The sequence below is a fragment of the Thioclava sp. JE_KL1 genome (genome assembly GCF_009296265.1).
Classification (GTDB): domain Bacteria; phylum Pseudomonadota; class Alphaproteobacteria; order Rhodobacterales; family Rhodobacteraceae; genus Thioclava.
The window spans coordinates 220,534-239,800 of the sequence record NZ_WBJS01000005.1 but is presented as its reverse complement, the minus strand read 5'-3'; the positions used below and the strand labels follow the sequence as shown (position 1 = coordinate 239,800).

Genomic DNA, 19,267 nt, shown 5'->3' with positions numbered 1-19,267 from the left:
AATGGGCCGCCTGATCTGCATCTCCAACCGCATTCCCACCGGAGCCAACCCCTCCGGCGGGCTGGTCGTGGCGCTTGGCGATGTGTTGGAGGAAACCGGCGGCATCTGGATCGGCACCTCGGGCGAGATCGCCGACACGCCTGCCGCAGAGTTGCGCGAGATCGAGGGCGGACCGTTCAGGCGCTACTGCTTCGATCTGACTCAGGAAGAACAGGACAACTATTACGCGGGCTATTCGAATTCGGTGCTCTGGCCGCTATTCCACGGCCGCGCCGACCTGATGGATATCCATCAGGAATATCTGGGCGTCTACAAACAGGTGAACCGGCGGATCGCGAAGCTCGTGGCGCCGTTCCTGAAGCCCGACGACCGGATCTGGGTGCAGGATTACCATCTGCTGCCGCTGGCCTACGAGCTGCGCCTGATGGGCGTGACCAATCCGATCGGCTTCTTCCTGCACACGCCCTTCCCCGGCCCGACCGCGATGCAGGCCCTGCCCAACGGGCGCGAGGTCTGCCAGTGGATCGCGAATTACGACCTCGTGGGCCTTCAGGCAGAGCGCGACGTGCGTGCCTGCCTCCACTCGATGATCGAGATCGCCGACGCCTCCAATCTCGGCGCGGGCTACGTGCATCTCTCGCCCCGCCAGTGCCGGATCGCCGCGTTCCCGATTTCGATCGATGCGCGCGAGTTTCAGGAACTGGCGGAGGCCGAGTTCGACAAACTGCCCGCCGGAATCGTGAAGGATCACCGCCGGCTGATGATCGGCGTCGACCGGTTGGATTATTCCAAAGGTGTGCCGCATCGTTTCCGCGCCTTCGGCGAGTTTCTCGAGCGGCACGAGGACTGGCATCGTTACGTCTCGCTCTTGCAGATCTCGCCGCCGACCCGCGAGGGCGTGCAGGCCTATGACGATATTCGCGAAGAGACCGAGCATCTCTCGGGCCGCATCAACGGCCAGTTCGCCGACATCCAGTGGGTCCCGATCCGCTTCATCAACCGCGCAGTGCCGCGCGAAGTGCTGGCGGGGCTTTATCGCGCCTCGCATGTGGCCCTCGTGACGCCGCTGATGGATGGGATGAACCTCGTGGCGAAGGAGTTCATTGCGGCGCAGAACCCCGACGATCCCGGCGTTCTGATGCTGTCGCAATTCGCGGGCGCGGCCGAGCAGATGGATGCGGCGCTGATGGTGAACCCGCACGATCCCGAACAGGTCGCGACCTCGATGCTGACCGCGCTGATGATGTCGCGCGGCGAACGGCGGGAACGCTATCGGTCGCTGATGACGGGGCTGACCACCTATGACGTGCATTGGTGGTCGAAGTCTTTCCTCGACGCGCTAGGCTGAGCCGGGCTTGTCGCCGCTCGGGCGCTCGGTGGTGCCCAGCGCATCGGCGAGCCGCTGGGCCGCAGATCCCGGACGCAACGGTTTCTGCTGATCGGGATGCGGCTTCCAGCCGGTAAGCCAGACCATGTCGAAAGTCGCGCGTACCCGGCCATCGGGCTCCTGATAGGTCTCGACATACAGCCGCAGCGCCTCGGTCAGCACGTCGCGGCGCAGGAAGCGGCGATCGCGGGCGGCAAGCGCATTGGTCTCGCCCATCGCGCGCAGGTCCGACAAGAGCCGCAGCGGCGTCTCGTAGGTCACCTTGCGCGTCACCGCATCGGCGACCGGCAGCGCCAGCCCGGCCCGCTGGATCAGCGCGCCGAGGTCACGAATTTCGCCCATCGGCACGATCCGCGGGCTCAAGCCTCCGGTGATCGCAGCCTCGGCCTGCGCCAGCGCGGCGCGCAGTTCATTGAGCGTCTGGCCGCCGAACATCACGCCGATGAACAGCCCATCGGGTTTCAGCGCGCGCGACGCCTGAACCATCTGCCCGACCGGGTCATTCGCCCAATGCAGACAGAGCGCGTGGACCACCAGATCATGCGCGCCTTCCTCCAGATCGAGCACATCCGTATCGGCCACGATCTTCGCCTCGGGAAGAATTTCGCGCCACGGCTCGGGAAAAGCGGCGATCAGCGCCGGCTCCGTAAAGGTTCTGTTAACCTCTTGCAGCCTTTCCTCAAGTTCAGCCGCCGCGTCCTCATGCAGAAACAGTTCGGGCGCACGGGCGGCGCGAAGTCTGTGGCGCTCGAGCGCGGCGCGGTCGGTCAGAAGGGGCGGCGTATCCATGGCAGAAACCCTTAACGAGGTTCGAAGCCGGATGCTAGCGGCGGGACGTCTGGGATTGCGCGCGCTCTTCCCGCCGCGCTGCATCGCCTGCGGCGACGCGGTCGGTACGGATTCGGCCTTTGCGGTGCGTGCTGGTCCGAGGCCACCTTCGCGCGCGGCACGGTCTGCGACGCCTGCGGCACGCCCCTTCCGGGTGAGAGCGACACGGCCATCCTTTGCGACGACTGCCTCACCCATCCGAGACCCTGGGCGCGGGGGCGCACGGTGATGCATTACTCGGGCACCGGGCGCGATCTTGTGCTAGCGCTGAAACATGGCGACCGGCTCGATCTGGTGCCGCCGCTGGCCGACTGGATGGCGCGCGCCGCCGCGCCGCTTCTGACGCCCGACACGCTGATCGCGCCGATCCCTCTGCATCGGCTGCGGCTGCTGCGACGGCGCTACAATCAGGCGGCGGAGCTGGCCCGCGCGCTGGCCCGGCGCACCGGGCACGCCTATTGCGCCGATCTCTTCACCCGCGCCCGCCCCACGTCGAGCCAGAAGGGCAAAACCCGCGATGAGCGGCACGCCAATCTCGACGGCGCGATCACCGTCACGCCGCGCCGCGCCGCGCTGCTGCGCGGGCGCCCGCTCCTTATCGTCGATGACGTGATGACCTCGGGGGCCACGCTTTCCGCCGCGACGGAGGCGGCGTTGAGCGCAGGTGCAGAGCCGATCTGCACTGTGACACTGGCACGCGTTGCGAAGGCACCCTAAATCCCTATAGTCTCGCAGACCAAAGGGAATTGAGAATGAAACGCGTCGAAATCTACGTCACTAGCACCTGCCCCTTCTGCATCATGGCCAAGCGCCTGTTAGACAAGAAGGGCATCTCCTACGAGGAAACCGATGTCGGGCGCGAACCGCAACTGCGCGCCGCGATGACCCAGCGCGCCAATGGCCGCCGGACCGTCCCGCAGATCTTCATCGGCGACGAGCCGATCGGCGGCTGCGACGAGCTGCACGCGCTCGAACATTCGGGCAAGCTCGATCAGATGCTGGCGAGCTGACACGATGAAGGCGGCGCTCGTTCAGCTTTCGGTCACGGATGATCCGGCACAGAACCTGCCGGTCACGCTCGACTTCATCCGCGATGCCGCGTCGAAAGGTGCGCAGCTGATCGCGACGCCGGAATGCACCAATCTGATCTCGTCGGATCGCGCCCATCAGAACGCGGTCCTGCATCACGAGCATCACGACCCGACGCTGGAGGCGCTTTGCAACGAGGCAGAGCGCCTTGGCGTCTATATCCTGATCGGCTCGCTCTGCCTGAAATCCGGAGACGATGCGCGCTTCGCCAATCGCTCTTTCCTGATCGGGCGCAAGGGCAATATCAAAGCCCGCTACGACAAAATCCACATGTTCGACGTGGACGTGTCCGAGACCGAACGCTACCGCGAATCCGAGGCCTACCGCCCCGGGCGCGAGGCGGTTCTGGGCGCCACGAAATACGCTCAGCTCGGCCTGTCGGTCTGCTACGACCTGCGCTTCCCGCATCTCTACCGGACGCTGGCGCAGGCCGGGGCGCAGGTGCTGACGATCCCGGCGGCGTTCAACGACACGACCGGGGCCGCCCATTGGGAGGTTCTGGTGCGTGCCCGCGCGATCGAGAATACCTGCTTCGTGCTGGCGCCCGCGCAATGCGGCACCCATGCCGCGCATGGCGGTCGGCCGCGCAAGACCTGGGGCCATTCGCTGGCGGTCGATCCCTGGGGCAAGGTGCTGGCCGATGGCGGCACCGAACCCGGCGTGACGCTCGTCGATCTCGATCTCGATCAGGTGGACGCGGTGCGCTCGCGCCTGCGGTCCCTCTTCCATGACCGGAGCTTCGACGGACCGTGAGCACCCCGCCCGAGAACGATCCGCTCGCCGCGACGCTGTTCGCCGAGGTCTTCATGGCCGATCAGCTGGCGCGAAACGTGGTGAGCCGTGCCCTGCCGAAGGGCATGGAAATCTCACATTTCTCGGTGCTCAACCTGCTGGCCCATATCAACGAAGAGCGCACGCCCGCCCAGCTGGCCGAGGCGCTGCATGTGACCCGCGGTGCGATGACCAACACGCTCGCCAAGCTGGAATGGGCGGGGCATGTGCATATCCGGCCCGACTGGGACGACGCGCGGCGCAAATGGGTGTCGCTCTCGCCCTCCGGTCGGCGGGCGCGCGATGCGGCGCTGGCCTCGCTGATGCCGATCATCGGAGGGATCGTGCGCGATCTCGGCCCCGATAAGGTCCGCGCCACCCTACCGGTTCTGCGCGAATTGCGCGCCCGCCTCGGCCAGGCCTGAACGCGGCAGGGGCGCTGCCCCTCTGGCCTGCGGCCATTCACCCCGGGATATTTCCGCCAACCCGAAATCCGGATCTTCGCTCTTGTGTAAATATCCCGGGGGAGCGCGGCACGCGCGGGGGCAGAGCCCCCTCTTCTTTCTCAAATGAAAAGACCCCGCCGTTTCGCACGGCGGGGCAAGGCGCGTGCCGAGGAGCGGCCCTCGGCACCGGCGGTAACTTCTAATTCTTGAGAGAGGGCTGAGCCTCAGTTCATCTCGGCGCGGATCTGCTGGCGCAGCAGGTCGATCGGGACCTGTTTGCCATCGCGCTTGAACGTCCAGTAGGTCCAGCCATTGCAGCTCGGCGCGCCTTCGAGATGGGCGCCGACCTGATGGATCGAGCCTTTCACGTCGTCGCCGATCAGCGTGCCGTCCGCGCGGACCTTGGCCTTGTGGCGACCGTTGAGCGAATACAGCTCCTCGCCCGGGCGCAGCATTCCGCGTTCGACCAGCTGGCCGAAGGGCACGCGCGGCTCGGCGCGTTTCGAGGTGGAAACTTCCAGCGCTTCCTTGTCGAACTTGCGGATCTTGGCGAGGCGCTTGAGCGCGACTTCGCGATACGCTTCTTCGCGCTCGATACCGATGAAATCACGGCCGAGCATCTTCGCCACGGCGCCGGTCGTGCCGGTACCGAAGAACGGGTCGAGGATCACGTCGCCGGGATTGGTGGTGCCGACGAGGACACGATGCAGCAGCGCCTCGGGCTTCTGGGTCGGGTGGGCTTTCTCGCCGTTCGAATCCTTCAGACGCTCGCCGCCATTGCAGATCGGGATCACCCAGTCGGAGCGCATCTGCACGCCTTCATTGAGCGATTTCAGCGCCTCGTAATTGAAGGTGTATTTCGCGCCTTCGGATTTCGACGCCCAGATCAGCGTCTCATGCGCGTTGGTCAGGCGCTTGCCGCGGAAGTTCGGCATCGGGTTCGACTTGCGCCACACGACGTCGTTGAGAATCCAGAAGCCCTGGTTCTGCAGCTCTGCGCCCATGCGGAACACGTTGTGATAGGAGCCGATCACCCACATCGCGCCATTCGGCTTGAGGATGCGGCGCGCGGCCTTCAGCCAGTCTCGGGTGAAATTGTCGTAATGCGCGAAGGAGCCGAACTGGTCCCACGCGTCATCGACCGCGTCGACCTTGGAATTATCGGGGCGGTGCAGATCACCGCGCAACTGTAGATTGTAGGGCGGATCGGCGAAGATCAGGTCCACACTGTCCTCGGGCAGCGAGTTCATCATCTCGATGCAATCGCCATCCAGAATTTCGTTCAGGGGCAGTGCATTGCGCACCACCGGAGTCTTGGTCTTTGCCATTTTTAGCCTCTTAACTGCCCGCCTCAGGGCCCAATATCTGGGAGCCGGCTTTGTGCCGATCTATGGCTATAAAAATGAGTCAAAGGCGATTCATCGTCAATTTCTTTTTTGAATCAAGGGGTTATATAATTAGCTTGGCACAAGATATTGTGGACCGGCTTGAAGCTTCGTCTATGAACGGGGGTGACCCCTAAATCTAGAAGCGCCTGCAGATGGTCCTTGGTCGGGTAGCCCGCATTCCGCTCCCAGCCGTAGCCCGGATACTGTTGCGCCAAATCCACCATGAGCAAATCGCGGGCCTCTTTCGCGAGGATCGAGGCCGCCGCGATCGACAAGGAGCGGGCATCGCCCTTCACGACCGGCTCGCTGGACAACTTCAGGTCGCGCGGCACGCGGTTACCGTCGACGAGCACATGATCAGCGGTGCGGGCCAGCCCGTCGACCGCGCGGCACATCGCGAGATGCGAGGCGTGGTAGATATTGAGTTCGTCGATTTCCTCGACGCTGGCATGGGCCACGCAGAACTCGGCGCAGTCCATGATCTGCGCGGCCAGATCGGCGCGGCGCTTTGCGGTGAGCTTCTTCGAGTCGTTGAGCCCTTCAGGAATGCGGGCGGGATCGAGAATGACCGCCGCTGCCGTCACCGGACCGCAAAGCGGACCGCGGCCCACCTCGTCCACGCCTGCAACGATTGTCAGGCCGCGCGCGAAGGCGGCTTCTTCGAAAGAGAAATCGGGGTTCTGTGCCATGGCTTCGGAATGCCCCGGAACGGCAGGTCTGTTCAATGAAAAAGCGGGGACCCGAAGGCCCCCGCACTGCTCGACGACGCTCTTATGGCGTCTGCCGCATCACTTAACGCCGGCTGAGACGGATCCCGCGATCCTCGAGGCAGTTGCTGCCATAGACTTTCTCGACGCCGTGACGGCCGGTCTTCATCGTGAAGGCGCAATTCGCGGGCAGGCGACGTTCGGTGCGGCGATCGAGGCAGGAGGCGGAAACCACCTCACCCCAGCCGCGGCGGGTCTTCACGCGCTGCACGCATTGCGCGGGCAGGCGGATGCGGTCGCGGTCATGGCTATAGCGACGGTGGTCGCGGTCGTAACGCTCCTGCGCGCGCTGGCGGCGGGCCTCGGCTTCGCGGCGCTCGCGCTCGCGGCGTTCACGCTCCAGTCGGCGCTGGCGGTCCTGCCAGCTCTCGTAGCGCGGCTGCGCCTTCTTCGCCTTGTGATCCTTCTTGTTCATCCCGTCGAGGAGCAGCGCGGCAGCACCGACCCCAAGCAGGATGCTCAGCGCCTGACGGTCCTTCTTGCCCAGCGCGGCGGCAGGCGTAGCACTGATTGCGACGGAGCCCAGCGCGAGGGCGAGGGCGGTGATGGCGGCGGTGGCCTTGGTCTTGAGGCTCATGGCTTCGGTCCTTTCACTCGGCAGCCCGAAGGCCGCATGACGTCGATGAACCAAGATTGGGCCGAGGGGCGAAAGTCAGGCAATAACGCCCCCCTGCTATCGGATAACAGGCGGGCCAACCCCCTTTGGCTATTGAATAACACGGGCGTTGAGCGCAGCGTGTTCCACATGAAACACGTAGTCCTCATATTGGCGTTTCTCGCCTCTGCCTCGGCCGCGCAGGCCGAGTGCTATGCCGATTACAAGGCCAAGCGCGACAACCCGTTGCAGCTGCAATACGGGGTAGCGCAGGTCTCGGACTCGGCCTGTTCGAAAAAGGCGGCGGCGCGCGAATTGGCGCCGAAGCTGAAAGCCGATGGGTGGACCTTGCTGACGGTTCTCTCCACATTCGGCCCCGATGGCTTGGAGCAAAGGAAGGCCAGTGCCGGACAATATTTCCTCCGTTACTGATAGTTTACGACTCGGCTCGCGCGCGGTTGTGGGCGGGATCGTGGCCGTGGTCGCGATTCTCGCCGTGGCCGCGGTGCTGTTGTTCGCGAACCTGCCGAATGCGGATGCTTTCAATGCCCGGGTCGAGCAGATCTTCGTGCAGAACGACAATCTGACCTCACAAGCCGAGATCAAGCTGCTGGAGGTGCTGGCGCAGTCGGGCACCGCGTTCTCGGACGTGCTGGCGAATTACCGGGTGATCATCTTCATCCTGCTGATCTTCGCCGCCGCGTTGCTGATCGCGACGATCGTGTTCTTGCTGCTCCTGATCGCGCTGAACAAGCGGATGACCGAGATTCGCCGCGCCGGGATCGAGGTGCAGTCCTTACGCATCCTGCGGGGCGAAAACGCGGTCATGCTTAACGATATGGGCTTCACGCTGACCCCGGCGGCGATCGAGACGCTGTCGGTGCTGGCCGAGGCGCGGATGGATGACGACATCCTCACCGGCGTGCAGATCGAGGCGATGATCTCGGGCCGGGACGAGGCCGATTGCGACGAGGCGGCGGGCGCCACACGGATCAAACGGCTGCGCGACAGCCTCGGAAATCAGCTCGTCAGCGAGCTTCTCGTGCGCAACATTTCCCGCAAAGGCTATGCACTTAGCGTCGCCAAGGATGCGATCCGAGTCGACTGATCCGGTTGCGCCACTGTCACATGCGCCCTATATCGCAGGGTCTGTTGACCCGAGGGAGAGCCATGTCCGACACGCCCTTCTACCTGATCGACGAGGCGCGCCTGCGCGAGAACATGCGCAAGATCGAGCGTCTGCGCGAACGGTCCGGCGCGAAAGCCCTGCTGGCGCTGAAATGTTTCGCCACATGGTCGGCCTTCGACATCATGAAGCCCTACATGGATGGCACGACCTCCAGCTCGCTGTTCGAGCTGCATCTGGGGCGTGAGAAATTCGGCAAGGAAACCCATGCCTACTCGGTCGCCTGGGCCGATCACGAGATCGACGAGGCCATCGGTTACGCCGACAAGATCATCTTCAACTCGCTGAGCCAGCTGGATCGCTTCGGTGACAAGGCCGCGCATATCGAGCGTGGCCTGCGCCTGAACCCGCGGTTTTCGACTTCCGGTTTCGATCTGGCCGATCCGGCGCGGCCGTTCTCGCGGCTGGGCGAATGGGATGCCGAGCGGCTGGAGGCGGCGATGGACCGCATCTCGGGCGTGATGATCCACTACAATTGCGAGAACGCGGATTTCGCGCTGTTCGACCATCAGCTTTCGCGGATCGAGGCGGAGTTCGGCGACATCCTGAAGCGTCTGAAATGGGTCAGCCTCGGCGGCGGCATCCATTTCACCGGCGACGATTACCCGCTCGACGATCTGGCCGACCGGCTGAAGAAATTCTCCGAGGATTTCGACGTGCAGGTCTATCTGGAGCCCGGCGAGGCGTCGATCACGCAGACCGCCTCGCTCGAGGTGACGGTGCTCGACATTCTCGATAACGGCAAGAAGATCGCCATCGTCGACAGCAGCATCGAGGCGCATATGCTCGACCTGCTGATCTATCGCGAGACCGCCAAGCTGCCGCAGCAGGGCGAGTTTGAATACCAGATCGCGGGCAAGACCTGCCTCGCGGGCGACATCTTCGGCGAGGCGCGGTTCGACAAACCGCTCGAAATCGGCGACCGTATCTCGATTGCCGATGCCGCCGGTTACACGATGGTCAAGAAGAACTGGTTCAACGGCGTGGCGATGCCCGCCATCGCCATCCGCCGCGAAGATGGGAACATCGACCGGATTCGCGACTTCACCTATGAGGATTATCGCGCCTCATTGTCCTGAGGGCCCACAAGAGCCCCCTTCCCCTGTCCGCAGAAAAAGGAGACAGCCGAAGTGAAAAAGAACGTGCTCATCATCGGAGCGGGCGGCGTCGCCCAGGTCGTGGCGCATAAATGCGCGCAGAATAATGACATCCTTGGCGATCTGCATATCGCTTCGCGCACCAAATCGAAATGCGATGCCATCATCGACAGCGTGCGTGAAAAGGGCGCGATGAAGGTGGACGGCACGTTCGAGGCGCATGAGGTGGATGCAACCGATTCCGAGGCCGTCGCAGCGCTGATCCGCGAGACCGGGTCCCAGATCGTCATCAACGTGGGCACCGCCTTCGTGAACATGCACGTGCTCGACGGCTGCATCGCGACGGGCGCCGCCTATATCGATACCGCGATTCACGAAGAGCCCGACAAGATCTGCGAAACCCCACCGTGGTATGCCAACTACGAGTGGAAAAAGCGCGATCTGTGCACCGAGCACGGCGTGACCGCGATCCTCGGCGCTGGCTTCGATCCGGGTGTGGTGAATGCCTATGCGCGCTTCGCGATCGACCAGATGGACGAGGTGAAGTCGATCGACATCGTCGACATCAACGCAGGCTCGCACGGCAAGTATTTCGCGACCAATTTCGATCCCGAGATCAACTTCCGCGAATTCACCGGCGTGGTTTACTATTGGGAAGACCAGCAGTGGAAAGAGACGAGCATGTTCGCCTCGGGCCACAACTGGGATCTGCCCGTCGTCGGCCCGTCGCAGGCCTATCAGTCGGGCCATGACGAGGTGCATTCGCTGGCGACCAACTATCCGCAGGCCGATGTGCGCTTCTGGATGGGCTTCGGCGATCACTACATCAACGTCTTCACCGTGCTGAAGAACCTCGGCCTGTTGTCCGAGCAGCCGGTGAAAACCGCTGAAGGCCTTGAAGTCGTGCCGCTGAAAGTGGTGAAGGCCGTGCTGCCCGACCCGTCGAGCCTCGCGCCCGATTACACCGGCAAGACCTGCATCGGCGATCTGGTGAAAGGCACCAAGGACGGCAAGGACGTGGAGTATTTCGTCTATAACGTCGCCGATCACAAAGAGGCCTATGAGGAAGTCGGCTCGCAGGGCATTTCCTACACAGCGGGCGTGCCGCCGGTCGCCGCCGCGATCCTGATCGCGCAGGGCGACTGGGATGCGAAAACGATGAAAAACGTCGAAGAGATGGACCCCAAGCCCTTCTTCACCGAACTCGACCGCATCGGCCTCCCGACCCGCGTGATGGTCGGTGGCCTCAAGGGCGAGGACAAGGCCTGGACCGAGGTTTAAGCGGTCGCACCAGAAACACGAAAGGCCCGCATCGCGCGGGCCTTTTTCATGTCTGATTGGCGATCCCGGCAGGATTCGAACCTGCAACCTGCCCCTTAGGAGGGGGCTGCTCTATCCAGTTGAGCCACGGGACCGCACTGCGCCTTTGATGCCGCCAAAGAGCCTATGGTGCAAGTCCATCGCGGCGCTGCAACAGAAAACCGCGCGCATATTCCTATGCATGCGGATCTTGCAGAAGTTTCAGGATTTCGGGGGGAAGGAAAGAAAAGGGAGCGCAAATTGGCCCACTGCGCCCCCTTTCGCATCCCTCGCCGTGACGAATCCGACACCGGCGCGGGTCGTTCCAGGTATCGGGCGGAGATTATCCGACCCTACAACCGTTAACGCTAACATACTTGGCATCATTCGCTTGCGCAAGGGAAATGTTTGGCGCTAACAAGAGGAGAACCTTGAGGAACCGCCCTTGTCTCGCCCTATCGAAACCCGCCGTCCATTGACCCTGCGCGATGTCTCCGAAGCCTCCGGCGTCTCGGAGATGACCGTCAGCCGCGTGCTGCGCAATCGCGGCGATGTCTCTGATGCGACACGCGAAAAGGTCCTGCAGGCCGCGAAAGCGCTTGGCTATGTGCCCAACAAGATCGCGGGCGCGCTGGCCTCTCAGCGGGTGAACCTCGTGGCCGTGATCATCCCGTCGCTGTCGAACCTCGTCTTTCCGAAAGTGCTGTCGAGCGTGTCCGACGAGCTCGAGGATACCGGGCTGCAGCCGGTCGTGGGGGTGACGAATTACTCGCCCGAGAAGGAAGAGCAGGTTCTGTACGAAATGCTCTCGTGGCGCCCCTCGGGGGTGATCATCGCGGGGGTCGAGCACACGCCCGCCTCGCGCGCGATGCTGCAGAACGCGGGCATTCCGGTGGTCGAGATCATGGATGTCGACGGCGAGGGGATCGACTCGGTCGTGGGGATTTCGCATCGCCGCGCCGGGCTGCATATGGCCGAGGCGATCATCGCCGCGGGCTATCGCAAGATCGGGTTCCTTGGCACGAAGATGCCCGAGGATCACCGGGCGCGCAAACGGCTCGAAGGGTTCAAGGAAGGGCTCGCCAAGGCAGGGATCGAACTGGCGGACACCGAGTTCTACGCGGGCGGTTCTGCGCTCGCGAAAGGGCGCGAGATGACGGAGACGATGCTCAAGCGCTCGCCCGATCTCGATTTCCTTTATTACTCCAACGACATGATCGGCGCGGGCGGTCTGCTCTGGTGCCTCGATAACGGCATCGACGTGCCGGGCAAGATGGGCCTGGCCGGGTTCAACGGGCTGGAACTGCTCGACGGGTTGTCGGTGCGGCTCGCCACGATGAATGCCTGCCGCGCTGAGATTGGCCGCAAGGCGGCACAGATCATCTCGGGTCGCTCGCAAAGCGGGATGATCGGCGGCGAAGTGATCGAGCTGGAGCCGACGCTCGATCCGGGCGACACGATCCGTAAACGCTGATCCCAAGGCGGCGGCGCAAGCACCGCCTGCCTTTTAGCGCCGCGCGCCCCAGCTGAGCGACGCGTATTGCCGTGTGTAGAACTCGCCCAGAAGGCCGATCATCAGGATCGCGAGCCCGACATAGAGCGGATATTCCCAGTTCGAGAAATGCGGATTGTAGTTGATGAAGGTGTAGCCCCGCGCCTGATCGATCGTGTGAAACAGCGGGTTCCAGTTGAACAGGATCAGCATCTTGTGCGGCAGATTGTTGGCGAGAAACATCTTGCCCGAGGCGATCATGTTGGCGCGGGTATAAACCTGCTGGATCACGCTCACCACTTCGGGCGCCCATGGCTTCGCCGCAAGCAGCACGACACCGACCGCGAGCCCCGTGAACCACGCCAGCAACACCATCGCGAACGCGCCGACCCAGTCGTAGATCTCGATCGGTTTGAAGGCCGCGTGGTAGATGTAGAGCACCGTCACCATCGACAGCACCTGGATATACAGCGCGCTCAGCGCCGCCGACGCGATCGAGATCGCCGTGGTCATCGGCGCGTGTTTCATCATCGCCGATGTGGGCCCTTCCGACCCGAAGACCGCGCCAAGGGTCTTGGTGTGGGTCATGTAAAGGAAGATGCCCGTCATGATGTAGAGCAGGAAATCGCCCCGCACCGAGCTCGACCGCATCCCGAGTACGCTGAACATGATGTAGAAAGAGATGACCAGCAGCATCGTCTGAAACATGTTCAGCAGCAGGCCGATCAACGCATTCCCGTGGTTCTTGCGCAGATTGCGCACGGTGGCGTGATAAATCAGCTCCAGCAGGCTGAAGGTCGTGCCGAGCTTGGTCGATTTCGTCTCTGGTCTGAACATGTCCCTGCCGATTCGGGCGTCGTTGCGGCCCAAGCTAGGTCGGATTGCTTGCTCAACCCTTATCGCCGCATCATAAGGGGGGAGTTGGAGCATAGCAATTGGGCCTTAACAAGGCCGGGAGAGGCGTGACGATGGATTTCGAACATCTGATGCGAGTGATGCGGCGGCTGGCGCTCGAAGCAGGCGACAAGATCATGGAGATCTACGACTCGCCCGATTTCGAGGTGAAGTCGAAGTCGGATAACTCGCCGGTGACCGAGGCCGACGAGGCCGCCGACGCGTTGATTTCCGCAGGGCTGCGCGCAGAGTTTCCCGATATGCCGCTCGTCACCGAAGAGCAGGCCGCGAGCCATTCGCAGGAAGTGTCGACCTTCCTGATCGTCGATCCGCTCGATGGCACGAAGGAATTCGTCAAGCGCCGCGGCGATTTCACGGTGAACATCGCCTATGTCGAGAATGGCAAGCCCGTGCGCGGCGTGGTCTACGCCCCCGCCAAGGGACGTCTGTTCTACACGCTGGCCGAGGGCCGCGCGGTCGAAGAGGATGGCCCCTTCGACAAGGAACGCCCCGGCAAGCAGCATCCGATCACCGTCTCGATGCCCGACAATCGCGGTCTGATGGTCGTCGCGTCGAAATCGCACCGCGATCAGGCGACCGACGATTACATCGGCAAATACGCGGTGAAGGATATGGCCTCGGCCGGGTCGTCGCTGAAATTCTGCCTTGTCGCGACCGGCGAGGCCGATCTCTATCCGCGCCTCGGGCGCACGATGGAATGGGACACGGCAGCCGGTGACGCGGTTCTGCGTGGCGCGGGCGGCGAAATGATCCGCTTCGACGATCACGCACCCTTCACCTATGGCAAGCCGGGCTTCGAGAACCCGTTCTTCATCGCCTATGCCCCCGGCGTTCTCTTGGTGAAGTAATGTCGGTCCTGATCGTCATCCCGGCGCGCTACGCGTCGAGCCGCTATCCCGGCAAGCCTCTGGTCGAACTGACCGGCGCCACCGGCGAGAAAAAGACCCTGATCCAGCGCAGCTGGGAGGCGGCGACACAGGTCGGCGGCGTCGACCGGGTCGTGGTAGCGACCGATGACGCCCGTATCCGCGAGGCCTGCGAAGCCTTCGGCGCTGAGGTGGTGATGACCTCCGAGAGCTGCCGCAACGGGACCGAGCGCTGCGCCGAAGCGGCCGCGACCCTTGGCGGCGATTTCGACATCGTCGTGAATCTGCAGGGCGACGCGCCGCTGACCCCCGCGTGGTTCATCGAAGACCTCGTTGCAGGCCTGCGCGCGAATGACTGGGCCGAGCTGGCCACCCCGGTCCTGCGCTGCGAAGGCGCGATGCTCAACAGCCTGCTGGAAGATCGCCAGAACGGGCGCGTTGGCGGCACGACCGCAGTATTCGGTGCTGGCAATCGCGGGCTCTATTTCTCGAAAGAGGTCATTCCCTTCACCTCCGAGACTTATGACGACGAAGCCCCCACGCCGGTCTTCCACCATGTGGGCGTCTATGCCTACCGGCCGGACACGCTGGCCGCCTATGCGGGCTGGCCGATCGGGCCTCTGGAAACCCTCGAAGGGCTGGAGCAGCTGCGCTTTCTCGAAAACGGTCGCGCAGTGCTCTGCGCAGAGGTCGAGTCGCGCGGACGGCAGTTCTGGGAACTCAACAATCCGTCAGATGTGGCCCGGATCGAATCCATGATGCTGCAGATGCAGCTTCCCTGAACGCACGCAGTTTCTCGCCTATCGCATTAAAAATGCGGTTTTTCACGGCATTGCAGGAAACAATTTTCGCATTTGCAGCATTTCTTCCTTCGGGAGTGCTCAACGCCAGAACCGGTCCCTTGTTGGATCACGGCTTTGGGGACACAATGAACCAACTTTTGACGATTTAATCGTAGCAACCCTATAGGTGACGAATGAAAAGCAAGGTGACGAAGGCGATCTTCCCGGTGGCCGGCCTCGGAACCCGCTTCCTCCCCGCAACGAAGTCGATCCCGAAAGAGATCCTCACGTTGGTGGACCGCCCGCTTATCCAATACGCCATCGACGAGGCGCGTGCGGCAGGTATCGAGGAATTCATCTTCGTCACCTCGCGCGGCAAATCGGCACTTGAGGATTATTTCGACAACGCCCCCGAACTGGAAAGCGCATTGGCGCAAAAGGGCAAGACCGAAATCCTCGACGAGCTGCAGCAGACAAATATGGACAGCGGCGCGATCGCCTATGTCCGCCAGAACCAGCCGCTGGGTCTGGGCCACGCGGTCTGGTGCGCGCGTCGTCTCGTGCATGACGAAGCCTTCGCCGTGATCCTGACCGATGACGTCATCGCCGCCGACAAGCCGTGTCTGCAGCAGATGATGGAAGCCTATAACGAGACCGGCGGGAACTATGTCGCGGCGATGGAAGTCCCCGCCGACAAGACCGCTTCCTACGGGGTTCTGGATGTCGCCCCGGGCGACGGTCCGCGTCTGCAGGTCAACGGCATGGTCGAAAAGCCCAAGCCCGAGGATGCCCCCTCGAACCTCGCGGTGATCGGGCGCTACATCCTCACTCCGCGCATCATGTGGAACCTCGATGCGCGCAAGGCGGGGGCTGGCGGTGAGATTCAGCTGACCGACGCGATCGCGCAGGAAATCCATGGCGGCAACTCGGTCTATGGCTATCGCTTCGACGGTCAGCGTTACGATTGCGGCTCGAAAGCGGGCTTCCTGCAGGCGACGGTGGCTTTCGGCCTCCAGCGCCCGGATCTGAAGGACGAGTTCGGCGAATATCTCTCCGATCTTTCAGCGATGCGGCAGGCGGCTGAGTAAGCGATGCAGCATGTGTTGGTAACAGGTGGTGCGGGCTATATCGGCTCGCACGCCTGCAAAGCGCTGGCCGCGGCGGGTTACGTCCCGGTCTGCTTCGACAATTTCTCCACCGGCTGGAAAGAAGCGGTGAAGTTCGGCCCGGCCGAGGAGGGCGATCTTGCCGATCGCGCGCGCCTCGACGAGGTTTTCGCGAAATATCAGCCCATCGCGGTGATGCATTTCGCGGCGCTGAGCCTTGTCGGCGAGTCGATGCAGAACCCGTCGAAATACTGGCGCACCAACGTGAATTGCGCGCTGAATCTGATTGAGGCGGCCGTCGATGCGGGCTGCCGCAACTTCGTCTTCTCCTCGACCTGCGCGACCTATGGCGATCAGGACGGGGTGGTGCTGAACGAGGACACCGAACAGCGCCCGATCAACGCCTATGGCGGCTCGAAACGGGCCATCGAAGACATGCTGCGCGATTTCGGCGCGAGCCACGGGCTGAACTCGGTGATCTTCCGCTACTTCAACGTGGCGGGCGCGGATCCCGATGCCGAGGTCGGCGAGCAGCACATCCCCGAGACGCATCTGATCCCGCTGATGTTGGATGCCATCGCGGGCAAACGCCCGGCGCTCACCGTGTTCGGTTCGGATTACGCGACGCGCGACGGCACTTGCATCCGCGATTACGTCCATGTCTCCGATCTGGTCGATGCGCATGTGCTGGGCCTGAAATGGCTCGAAGACGGTAAACCCTCGCGGGTCTTCTGCCTCGGCTCGGGCAACGGGTTCTCGGTACGCGAAGTGATCGACGCCTCGCGCGCGGTGACCAATCAAGACGTCCCGATTGTCGAGGGCGACCGTCGCCCCGGCGATGCGGCGGCGCTGGTGTCGGGCTCGAAACGGGCGACCGAGGAGCTGGGCTGGCAGCCGAAGCGGTCGGACCTTTCCACCATGATTTCCGATGCATGGCGTTGGCATCAGGCGGCAGAGTATGAATACTGACCCCGAGGTAGGGTCAGGAGAATGAATGCCATCGCGCCGTGAGCTTTGGGAGGGCTACAGGCTGCGCCTCAAGCGCAAGCATTTCTTGTGGCGCGCCCTGCGCAAACGGCACCAGCTTGACCGCGTCACCAACCGCACCGGCAAGATAAAGCCCGGCGCGATCCTCGCCTTCGCGGTGATGCGCAACGAGGCGCGGCGACTGCCGTTTTTTCTCAAGCATTACCGCAAGCTCGGCGTGGATCACTTCCTGATCGTCGACAATGACAGCACGGATGGCACCGCCGCGCTGCTGGCCGAGGCGCGCGATGTCTCTCTGTGGCAGACGTCGGGCAGCTACCGGGCGTCGCGCTTCGGGCTCGATTGGGTGACATGGCTGATGCTGCGCTACGGGCATGATCACTGGTGCCTGACCGTCGATGCCGATGAGCTGCTGATCTACCCTTATCACGACAGCCGCCCCCTGCCCGCGCTGACCGACTGGCTCGACCGGTCGGAGCAATGCAGTTTCCCGGCCATGATGCTCGACCTCTACCCGAAAGGGCCGCTTGGCGCGCAGCGCTATGAGGCGGGGCAGGACCCGTGCAAGATCCTGAGCTGGTTCGACGCCGGGAATTACATGATCACCCAGCAGGCGCGGACTGATGCGCTATGGATCCAAGGCGGGCCACGGGCGCGGGCGTTTTTCCCCGACAGTCCGCGCCAATCGCCGACCCTGTCGAAGATCCCGCTGGTGCGCTGGCACAGGCGGTGGGCCTATCTGAACTCGACCCATGCGCTGCTGCCGCGCCACCTGAACCAGACCTACGACACGGAGGGCGGCGAGGCGATTTCGGGGCTGCTGCTGCACACGAAGTTTCTCGACGAGATCGTGGACAAGTCGAAAGAGGAGAAATCGCGCGGCGAGCATTTCGGCCAGCCCGCGGAATTCGACCAGTATTACGACGCGCTGGCCGCCGATCCGGAGCTCTGGACGCCGCATTCGACGCGGCTCGGCGACTGGCGGCAACTGGAGGCGCAGGGGCTGATGTCGCGCGGCGGCTGGATGTGAACGTGTTGACTTGGAGGCAACATTGCTGACGCAAGCGTTAGGCATGGCCTTCTCAGCTGCGCGCAAACCGGGTAAGTATCGGAAGATATTGATAAGCCGTTGAAAACTTGCCGATTTGAACAGGGCGACCTTTAACGATTTGAGAACTACGCTGCGAGTAGCAAGGGACCAGTGCGGCACGAAATGACCGCGACGTCGGAAAGGGACGGGTATTGGGACTGAGAGAGATCGCCAGGCTGCGCCGTAAACGCAGAATTCGGCAGATTCGGGCTTTCCGCAAAAGCCGCGAACTCTCTCTCTATTCCGACCGCACCGGCGACATCCGCCCCGAGGATATCCTCGTGTTCGTCACCGCCCGTAACGAACGCATCCGCCTGCCCTATTTCCTGCGCTACTACCGCGAGATGGGCGTCGGGCACTTCCTGTTTGTCGACAATGGCAGCGACGATGGCAGCGCCGAGTATCTCGCGCAGCAGGAGGATTGCTCGGTCTGGCACACGGACGCCTCTTACAAGGCGTCGAATTTCGGCATCGACTGGATGAACTGGCTGCTGCGCAAATACGGCACCGGGCATTGGACGCTGACGCTCGATCCGGACGAGTTCTTCGTCTACCCGTTCTGCGACACGCGGCCCATTCAGGCGCTGACCGACTGGCTCGACACTTATGGCATCCGGTCTTTTCCGGCGATGCTGCTGGATATGTATCCCAAAGGGCCGATCGACGCGCAGCCCTATCGCGAGGGGCAGAACCCGTTCGATCTGGCCTGCTGGTTCGATGCGGGCAATTACATGATCTCGCAGAATTCCGAGACCAACAATCTGTGGATTCAAGGCGGACCGCGGGCGCGCATCTTCTTTCCCGACGCGCCCAAGAAGGCCCCCTCGCTCAACAAGATACCGCTCGTCAAATGGGAGCGTGGGAACGTCTATATCTCCTCGACCCATGCGTTGCTGCCGCGTGGCCTGAATCAGGTCTACGACACGATCGGCGGCGAGATGGTCTCGGGCTGCCTGCTCCATGCGAAGTTCCTCTCGCCCCTCGCGGACAAGGTCGAAGAGGAACTGGAGCGCAAACAGCATTACGCGGGATCGCGCGAATATCACGCCTATGCCCGCACGATCTCAAAAGAGCCCGATTTGTGGTGCAAATGGTCTGAGAAATATATCAACTGGCGCCAGCTCGAGATCCTCGGGCTGATGTCGAAGGGCAATTGGGCGTGAGGAAATTAGGCGC

Annotated in this window: 21 protein-coding genes, 1 tRNA gene and 1 pseudogene; 17 read left to right on the top strand and 6 right to left on the bottom strand. The window is 62.9% G+C overall.

All coding sequences use genetic code 11. From position 1 onward, the window contains the following. The first annotated feature begins 1 nt into the window (after nucleotide 1). Nucleotides 2-1,348, top strand: a complete 1,347-nt coding sequence (locus tag F8R15_RS11165) for a trehalose-6-phosphate synthase (protein ID WP_078570682.1) — start codon at nucleotides 2-4, stop codon at nucleotides 1,346-1,348. Here the strand turns inward: F8R15_RS11165 and F8R15_RS11160 are convergent. Then, the gene (locus F8R15_RS11160; RefSeq protein ID WP_152844612.1) at nucleotides 1,340-2,176 is read right to left on the bottom strand and encodes a methyltransferase domain-containing protein; all 837 of its coding nucleotides are present in this window, start codon (nucleotides 2,174-2,176) and stop codon (nucleotides 1,340-1,342) included. The genes F8R15_RS11165 and F8R15_RS11160 overlap by 9 nt on opposite strands. 54 nt (nucleotides 2,177-2,230) lie before the next feature. Between F8R15_RS11160 and F8R15_RS22050 the strand changes: the two are divergent. The 5 genes and pseudogenes from F8R15_RS22050 to F8R15_RS11140 all read left to right on the top strand — a co-directional run. Beyond that, nucleotides 2,231-2,353 (top strand): annotated as a pseudogene (locus F8R15_RS22050) (hypothetical protein); the annotation flags it as partial. Between the two features lie 90 nt (nucleotides 2,354-2,443). After that, complete coding sequence (locus tag F8R15_RS11155; RefSeq protein WP_306461396.1) at nucleotides 2,444-2,932, top strand: ComF family protein; 489 nt, start codon at nucleotides 2,444-2,446, stop codon at nucleotides 2,930-2,932. 35 nt (nucleotides 2,933-2,967) lie between these two features. Further along, on the top strand, nucleotides 2,968-3,225 hold the full coding sequence (gene grxC / locus F8R15_RS11150) for a glutaredoxin 3 (RefSeq protein WP_078522208.1): 258 nt from the start codon (nucleotides 2,968-2,970) through the stop codon (nucleotides 3,223-3,225). A 4-nt stretch (nucleotides 3,226-3,229) separates the two neighbouring features. After that, nucleotides 3,230-4,057: a carbon-nitrogen hydrolase family protein gene (locus F8R15_RS11145; protein ID WP_134330008.1), complete on the top strand. Its 828-nt coding sequence runs from the start codon at nucleotides 3,230-3,232 to the stop codon at nucleotides 4,055-4,057. Between the two features lie 53 nt (nucleotides 4,058-4,110). Then, nucleotides 4,111-4,500 (top strand): MarR family winged helix-turn-helix transcriptional regulator, encoded by a 390-nt coding sequence (locus tag F8R15_RS11140; protein WP_078541755.1) that lies wholly within the window; start codon nucleotides 4,111-4,113, stop codon nucleotides 4,498-4,500. A gap of 245 nt (nucleotides 4,501-4,745) precedes the next feature. On the opposite strand, the gene F8R15_RS11135 is transcribed toward F8R15_RS11140, so the two are convergent. From F8R15_RS11135 to F8R15_RS11125, 3 genes are all read right to left on the bottom strand, one after another. Next, a complete protein-coding gene (locus tag F8R15_RS11135) occupies nucleotides 4,746-5,849 on the bottom strand; it encodes a site-specific DNA-methyltransferase (protein WP_078550956.1) in 1,104 nt (367 codons plus the stop codon). Nucleotides 5,850-5,962: 113 nt separating this feature from the next. Further along, complete coding sequence (locus F8R15_RS11130; RefSeq protein WP_152844611.1) at nucleotides 5,963-6,598, bottom strand: ribonuclease HII; 636 nt, start codon at nucleotides 6,596-6,598, stop codon at nucleotides 5,963-5,965. 103 nt (nucleotides 6,599-6,701) lie between these two features. Continuing rightward, on the bottom strand, nucleotides 6,702-7,253 hold the full coding sequence (locus F8R15_RS11125; RefSeq protein ID WP_152844610.1) for a hypothetical protein: 552 nt from the start codon (nucleotides 7,251-7,253) through the stop codon (nucleotides 6,702-6,704). A 168-nt stretch (nucleotides 7,254-7,421) separates the two neighbouring features. On the opposite strand from F8R15_RS11125, the gene F8R15_RS11120 reads away from it, so the two are divergent. From F8R15_RS11120 to F8R15_RS11105, 4 genes are all read left to right on the top strand, one after another. Continuing rightward, complete coding sequence (locus F8R15_RS11120) at nucleotides 7,422-7,703, top strand: hypothetical protein (protein ID WP_078541754.1); 282 nt, start codon at nucleotides 7,422-7,424, stop codon at nucleotides 7,701-7,703. After that, nucleotides 7,675-8,379, top strand: a complete 705-nt coding sequence (locus tag F8R15_RS11115) for a hypothetical protein (protein WP_078550958.1) — start codon at nucleotides 7,675-7,677, stop codon at nucleotides 8,377-8,379. The genes F8R15_RS11120 and F8R15_RS11115 overlap by 29 nt, the downstream gene beginning before the upstream one ends. A 62-nt stretch (nucleotides 8,380-8,441) precedes the next feature. Then, nucleotides 8,442-9,536: a carboxynorspermidine decarboxylase gene (gene nspC, locus F8R15_RS11110; protein ID WP_152844609.1), complete on the top strand. Its 1,095-nt coding sequence runs from the start codon at nucleotides 8,442-8,444 to the stop codon at nucleotides 9,534-9,536. Between the two features lie 51 nt (nucleotides 9,537-9,587). Beyond that, a complete protein-coding gene (locus F8R15_RS11105) occupies nucleotides 9,588-10,835 on the top strand; it encodes a saccharopine dehydrogenase family protein (RefSeq protein WP_368731039.1) in 1,248 nt (415 codons plus the stop codon). Nucleotides 10,836-10,892: 57 nt separating this feature from the next. On the opposite strand, the gene F8R15_RS11100 is transcribed toward F8R15_RS11105, so the two are convergent. Continuing rightward, nucleotides 10,893-10,969, bottom strand: a tRNA-Arg gene (locus tag F8R15_RS11100). A gap of 329 nt (nucleotides 10,970-11,298) precedes the next feature. On the opposite strand from F8R15_RS11100, the gene F8R15_RS11095 reads away from it, so the two are divergent. Next, complete coding sequence (locus tag F8R15_RS11095) at nucleotides 11,299-12,327, top strand: LacI family DNA-binding transcriptional regulator (protein WP_256365679.1); 1,029 nt, start codon at nucleotides 11,299-11,301, stop codon at nucleotides 12,325-12,327. A gap of 33 nt (nucleotides 12,328-12,360) precedes the next feature. Here the strand turns inward: F8R15_RS11095 and F8R15_RS11090 are convergent, their stop codons facing one another. Further along, nucleotides 12,361-13,182: an ABC transporter permease gene (locus tag F8R15_RS11090; RefSeq protein WP_078522201.1), complete on the bottom strand. Its 822-nt coding sequence runs from the start codon at nucleotides 13,180-13,182 to the stop codon at nucleotides 12,361-12,363. Between the two features lie 131 nt (nucleotides 13,183-13,313). On the opposite strand from F8R15_RS11090, the gene cysQ reads away from it, so the two are divergent. The 6 genes from cysQ (at nucleotide 13,314) to F8R15_RS11060 (ending at nucleotide 19,254) form a co-directional block, all read left to right on the top strand. Then, complete coding sequence (gene cysQ, locus F8R15_RS11085) at nucleotides 13,314-14,108, top strand: 3'(2'),5'-bisphosphate nucleotidase CysQ (RefSeq protein ID WP_078522200.1); 795 nt, start codon at nucleotides 13,314-13,316, stop codon at nucleotides 14,106-14,108. After that, nucleotides 14,108-14,908, top strand: a complete 801-nt coding sequence (locus tag F8R15_RS11080) for a 3-deoxy-manno-octulosonate cytidylyltransferase (protein WP_152844608.1) — start codon at nucleotides 14,108-14,110, stop codon at nucleotides 14,906-14,908. Before cysQ ends, F8R15_RS11080 begins: the two co-directional genes overlap by 1 nt. A gap of 194 nt (nucleotides 14,909-15,102) precedes the next feature. Then, on the top strand, nucleotides 15,103-15,996 hold the full coding sequence (gene galU / locus F8R15_RS11075; protein WP_078522198.1) for a UTP--glucose-1-phosphate uridylyltransferase GalU: 894 nt from the start codon (nucleotides 15,103-15,105) through the stop codon (nucleotides 15,994-15,996). A 3-nt stretch (nucleotides 15,997-15,999) separates the two neighbouring features. Further along, on the top strand, nucleotides 16,000-16,983 hold the full coding sequence (gene galE / locus F8R15_RS11070) for a UDP-glucose 4-epimerase GalE (protein WP_152844607.1): 984 nt from the start codon (nucleotides 16,000-16,002) through the stop codon (nucleotides 16,981-16,983). A 25-nt stretch (nucleotides 16,984-17,008) separates the two neighbouring features. Continuing rightward, entirely contained in the window at nucleotides 17,009-18,031 is a 1,023-nt protein-coding gene (locus tag F8R15_RS11065; protein ID WP_152844606.1) for a glycosyltransferase family 2 protein, read from the top strand. Between the two features lie 212 nt (nucleotides 18,032-18,243). Then, on the top strand, nucleotides 18,244-19,254 hold the full coding sequence (locus F8R15_RS11060; protein ID WP_152844605.1) for a glycosyltransferase family 2 protein: 1,011 nt from the start codon (nucleotides 18,244-18,246) through the stop codon (nucleotides 19,252-19,254). Nucleotides 19,255-19,267 lie beyond the last annotated feature (13 nt).

Bases quoted from the DNA above. Each gene is read 5' to 3' on its own strand.
- F8R15_RS11165 (WP_078570682.1), top strand. From the start codon at position 2: ATGGGCCGCCTGATCTGCATCTCCAACCGCATTCCCACCGGAGCCAAC.
- F8R15_RS11160 (WP_152844612.1), bottom strand. From the start codon at position 2,176: ATGGATACGCCGCCCCTTCTGACCGACCGCGCCGCGCTCGAGCGCCAC.
- F8R15_RS11155 (WP_306461396.1), top strand. From the start codon at position 2,444: ATGCATTACTCGGGCACCGGGCGCGATCTTGTGCTAGCGCTGAAACAT.
- grxC (WP_078522208.1), top strand. From the start codon at position 2,968: ATGAAACGCGTCGAAATCTACGTCACTAGCACCTGCCCCTTCTGCATC.
- F8R15_RS11145 (WP_134330008.1), top strand. From the start codon at position 3,230: ATGAAGGCGGCGCTCGTTCAGCTTTCGGTCACGGATGATCCGGCACAG.
- F8R15_RS11140 (WP_078541755.1), top strand. From the start codon at position 4,111: ATGGCCGATCAGCTGGCGCGAAACGTGGTGAGCCGTGCCCTGCCGAAG.
- F8R15_RS11135 (WP_078550956.1), bottom strand. From the start codon at position 5,849: ATGGCAAAGACCAAGACTCCGGTGGTGCGCAATGCACTGCCCCTGAAC.
- F8R15_RS11130 (WP_152844611.1), bottom strand. From the start codon at position 6,598: ATGGCACAGAACCCCGATTTCTCTTTCGAAGAAGCCGCCTTCGCGCGC.
- F8R15_RS11125 (WP_152844610.1), bottom strand. From the start codon at position 7,253: ATGAGCCTCAAGACCAAGGCCACCGCCGCCATCACCGCCCTCGCCCTC.
- F8R15_RS11120 (WP_078541754.1), top strand. From the start codon at position 7,422: ATGAAACACGTAGTCCTCATATTGGCGTTTCTCGCCTCTGCCTCGGCC.
- nspC (WP_152844609.1), top strand. From the start codon at position 8,442: ATGTCCGACACGCCCTTCTACCTGATCGACGAGGCGCGCCTGCGCGAG.
- F8R15_RS11090 (WP_078522201.1), bottom strand. From the start codon at position 13,182: ATGTTCAGACCAGAGACGAAATCGACCAAGCTCGGCACGACCTTCAGC.
- cysQ (WP_078522200.1), top strand. From the start codon at position 13,314: ATGGATTTCGAACATCTGATGCGAGTGATGCGGCGGCTGGCGCTCGAA.
- F8R15_RS11080 (WP_152844608.1), top strand. From the start codon at position 14,108: ATGTCGGTCCTGATCGTCATCCCGGCGCGCTACGCGTCGAGCCGCTAT.
- galU (WP_078522198.1), top strand. From the start codon at position 15,103: ATGAAAAGCAAGGTGACGAAGGCGATCTTCCCGGTGGCCGGCCTCGGA.
- galE (WP_152844607.1), top strand. From the start codon at position 16,000: ATGCAGCATGTGTTGGTAACAGGTGGTGCGGGCTATATCGGCTCGCAC.
- F8R15_RS11065 (WP_152844606.1), top strand. From the start codon at position 17,009: ATGCCATCGCGCCGTGAGCTTTGGGAGGGCTACAGGCTGCGCCTCAAG.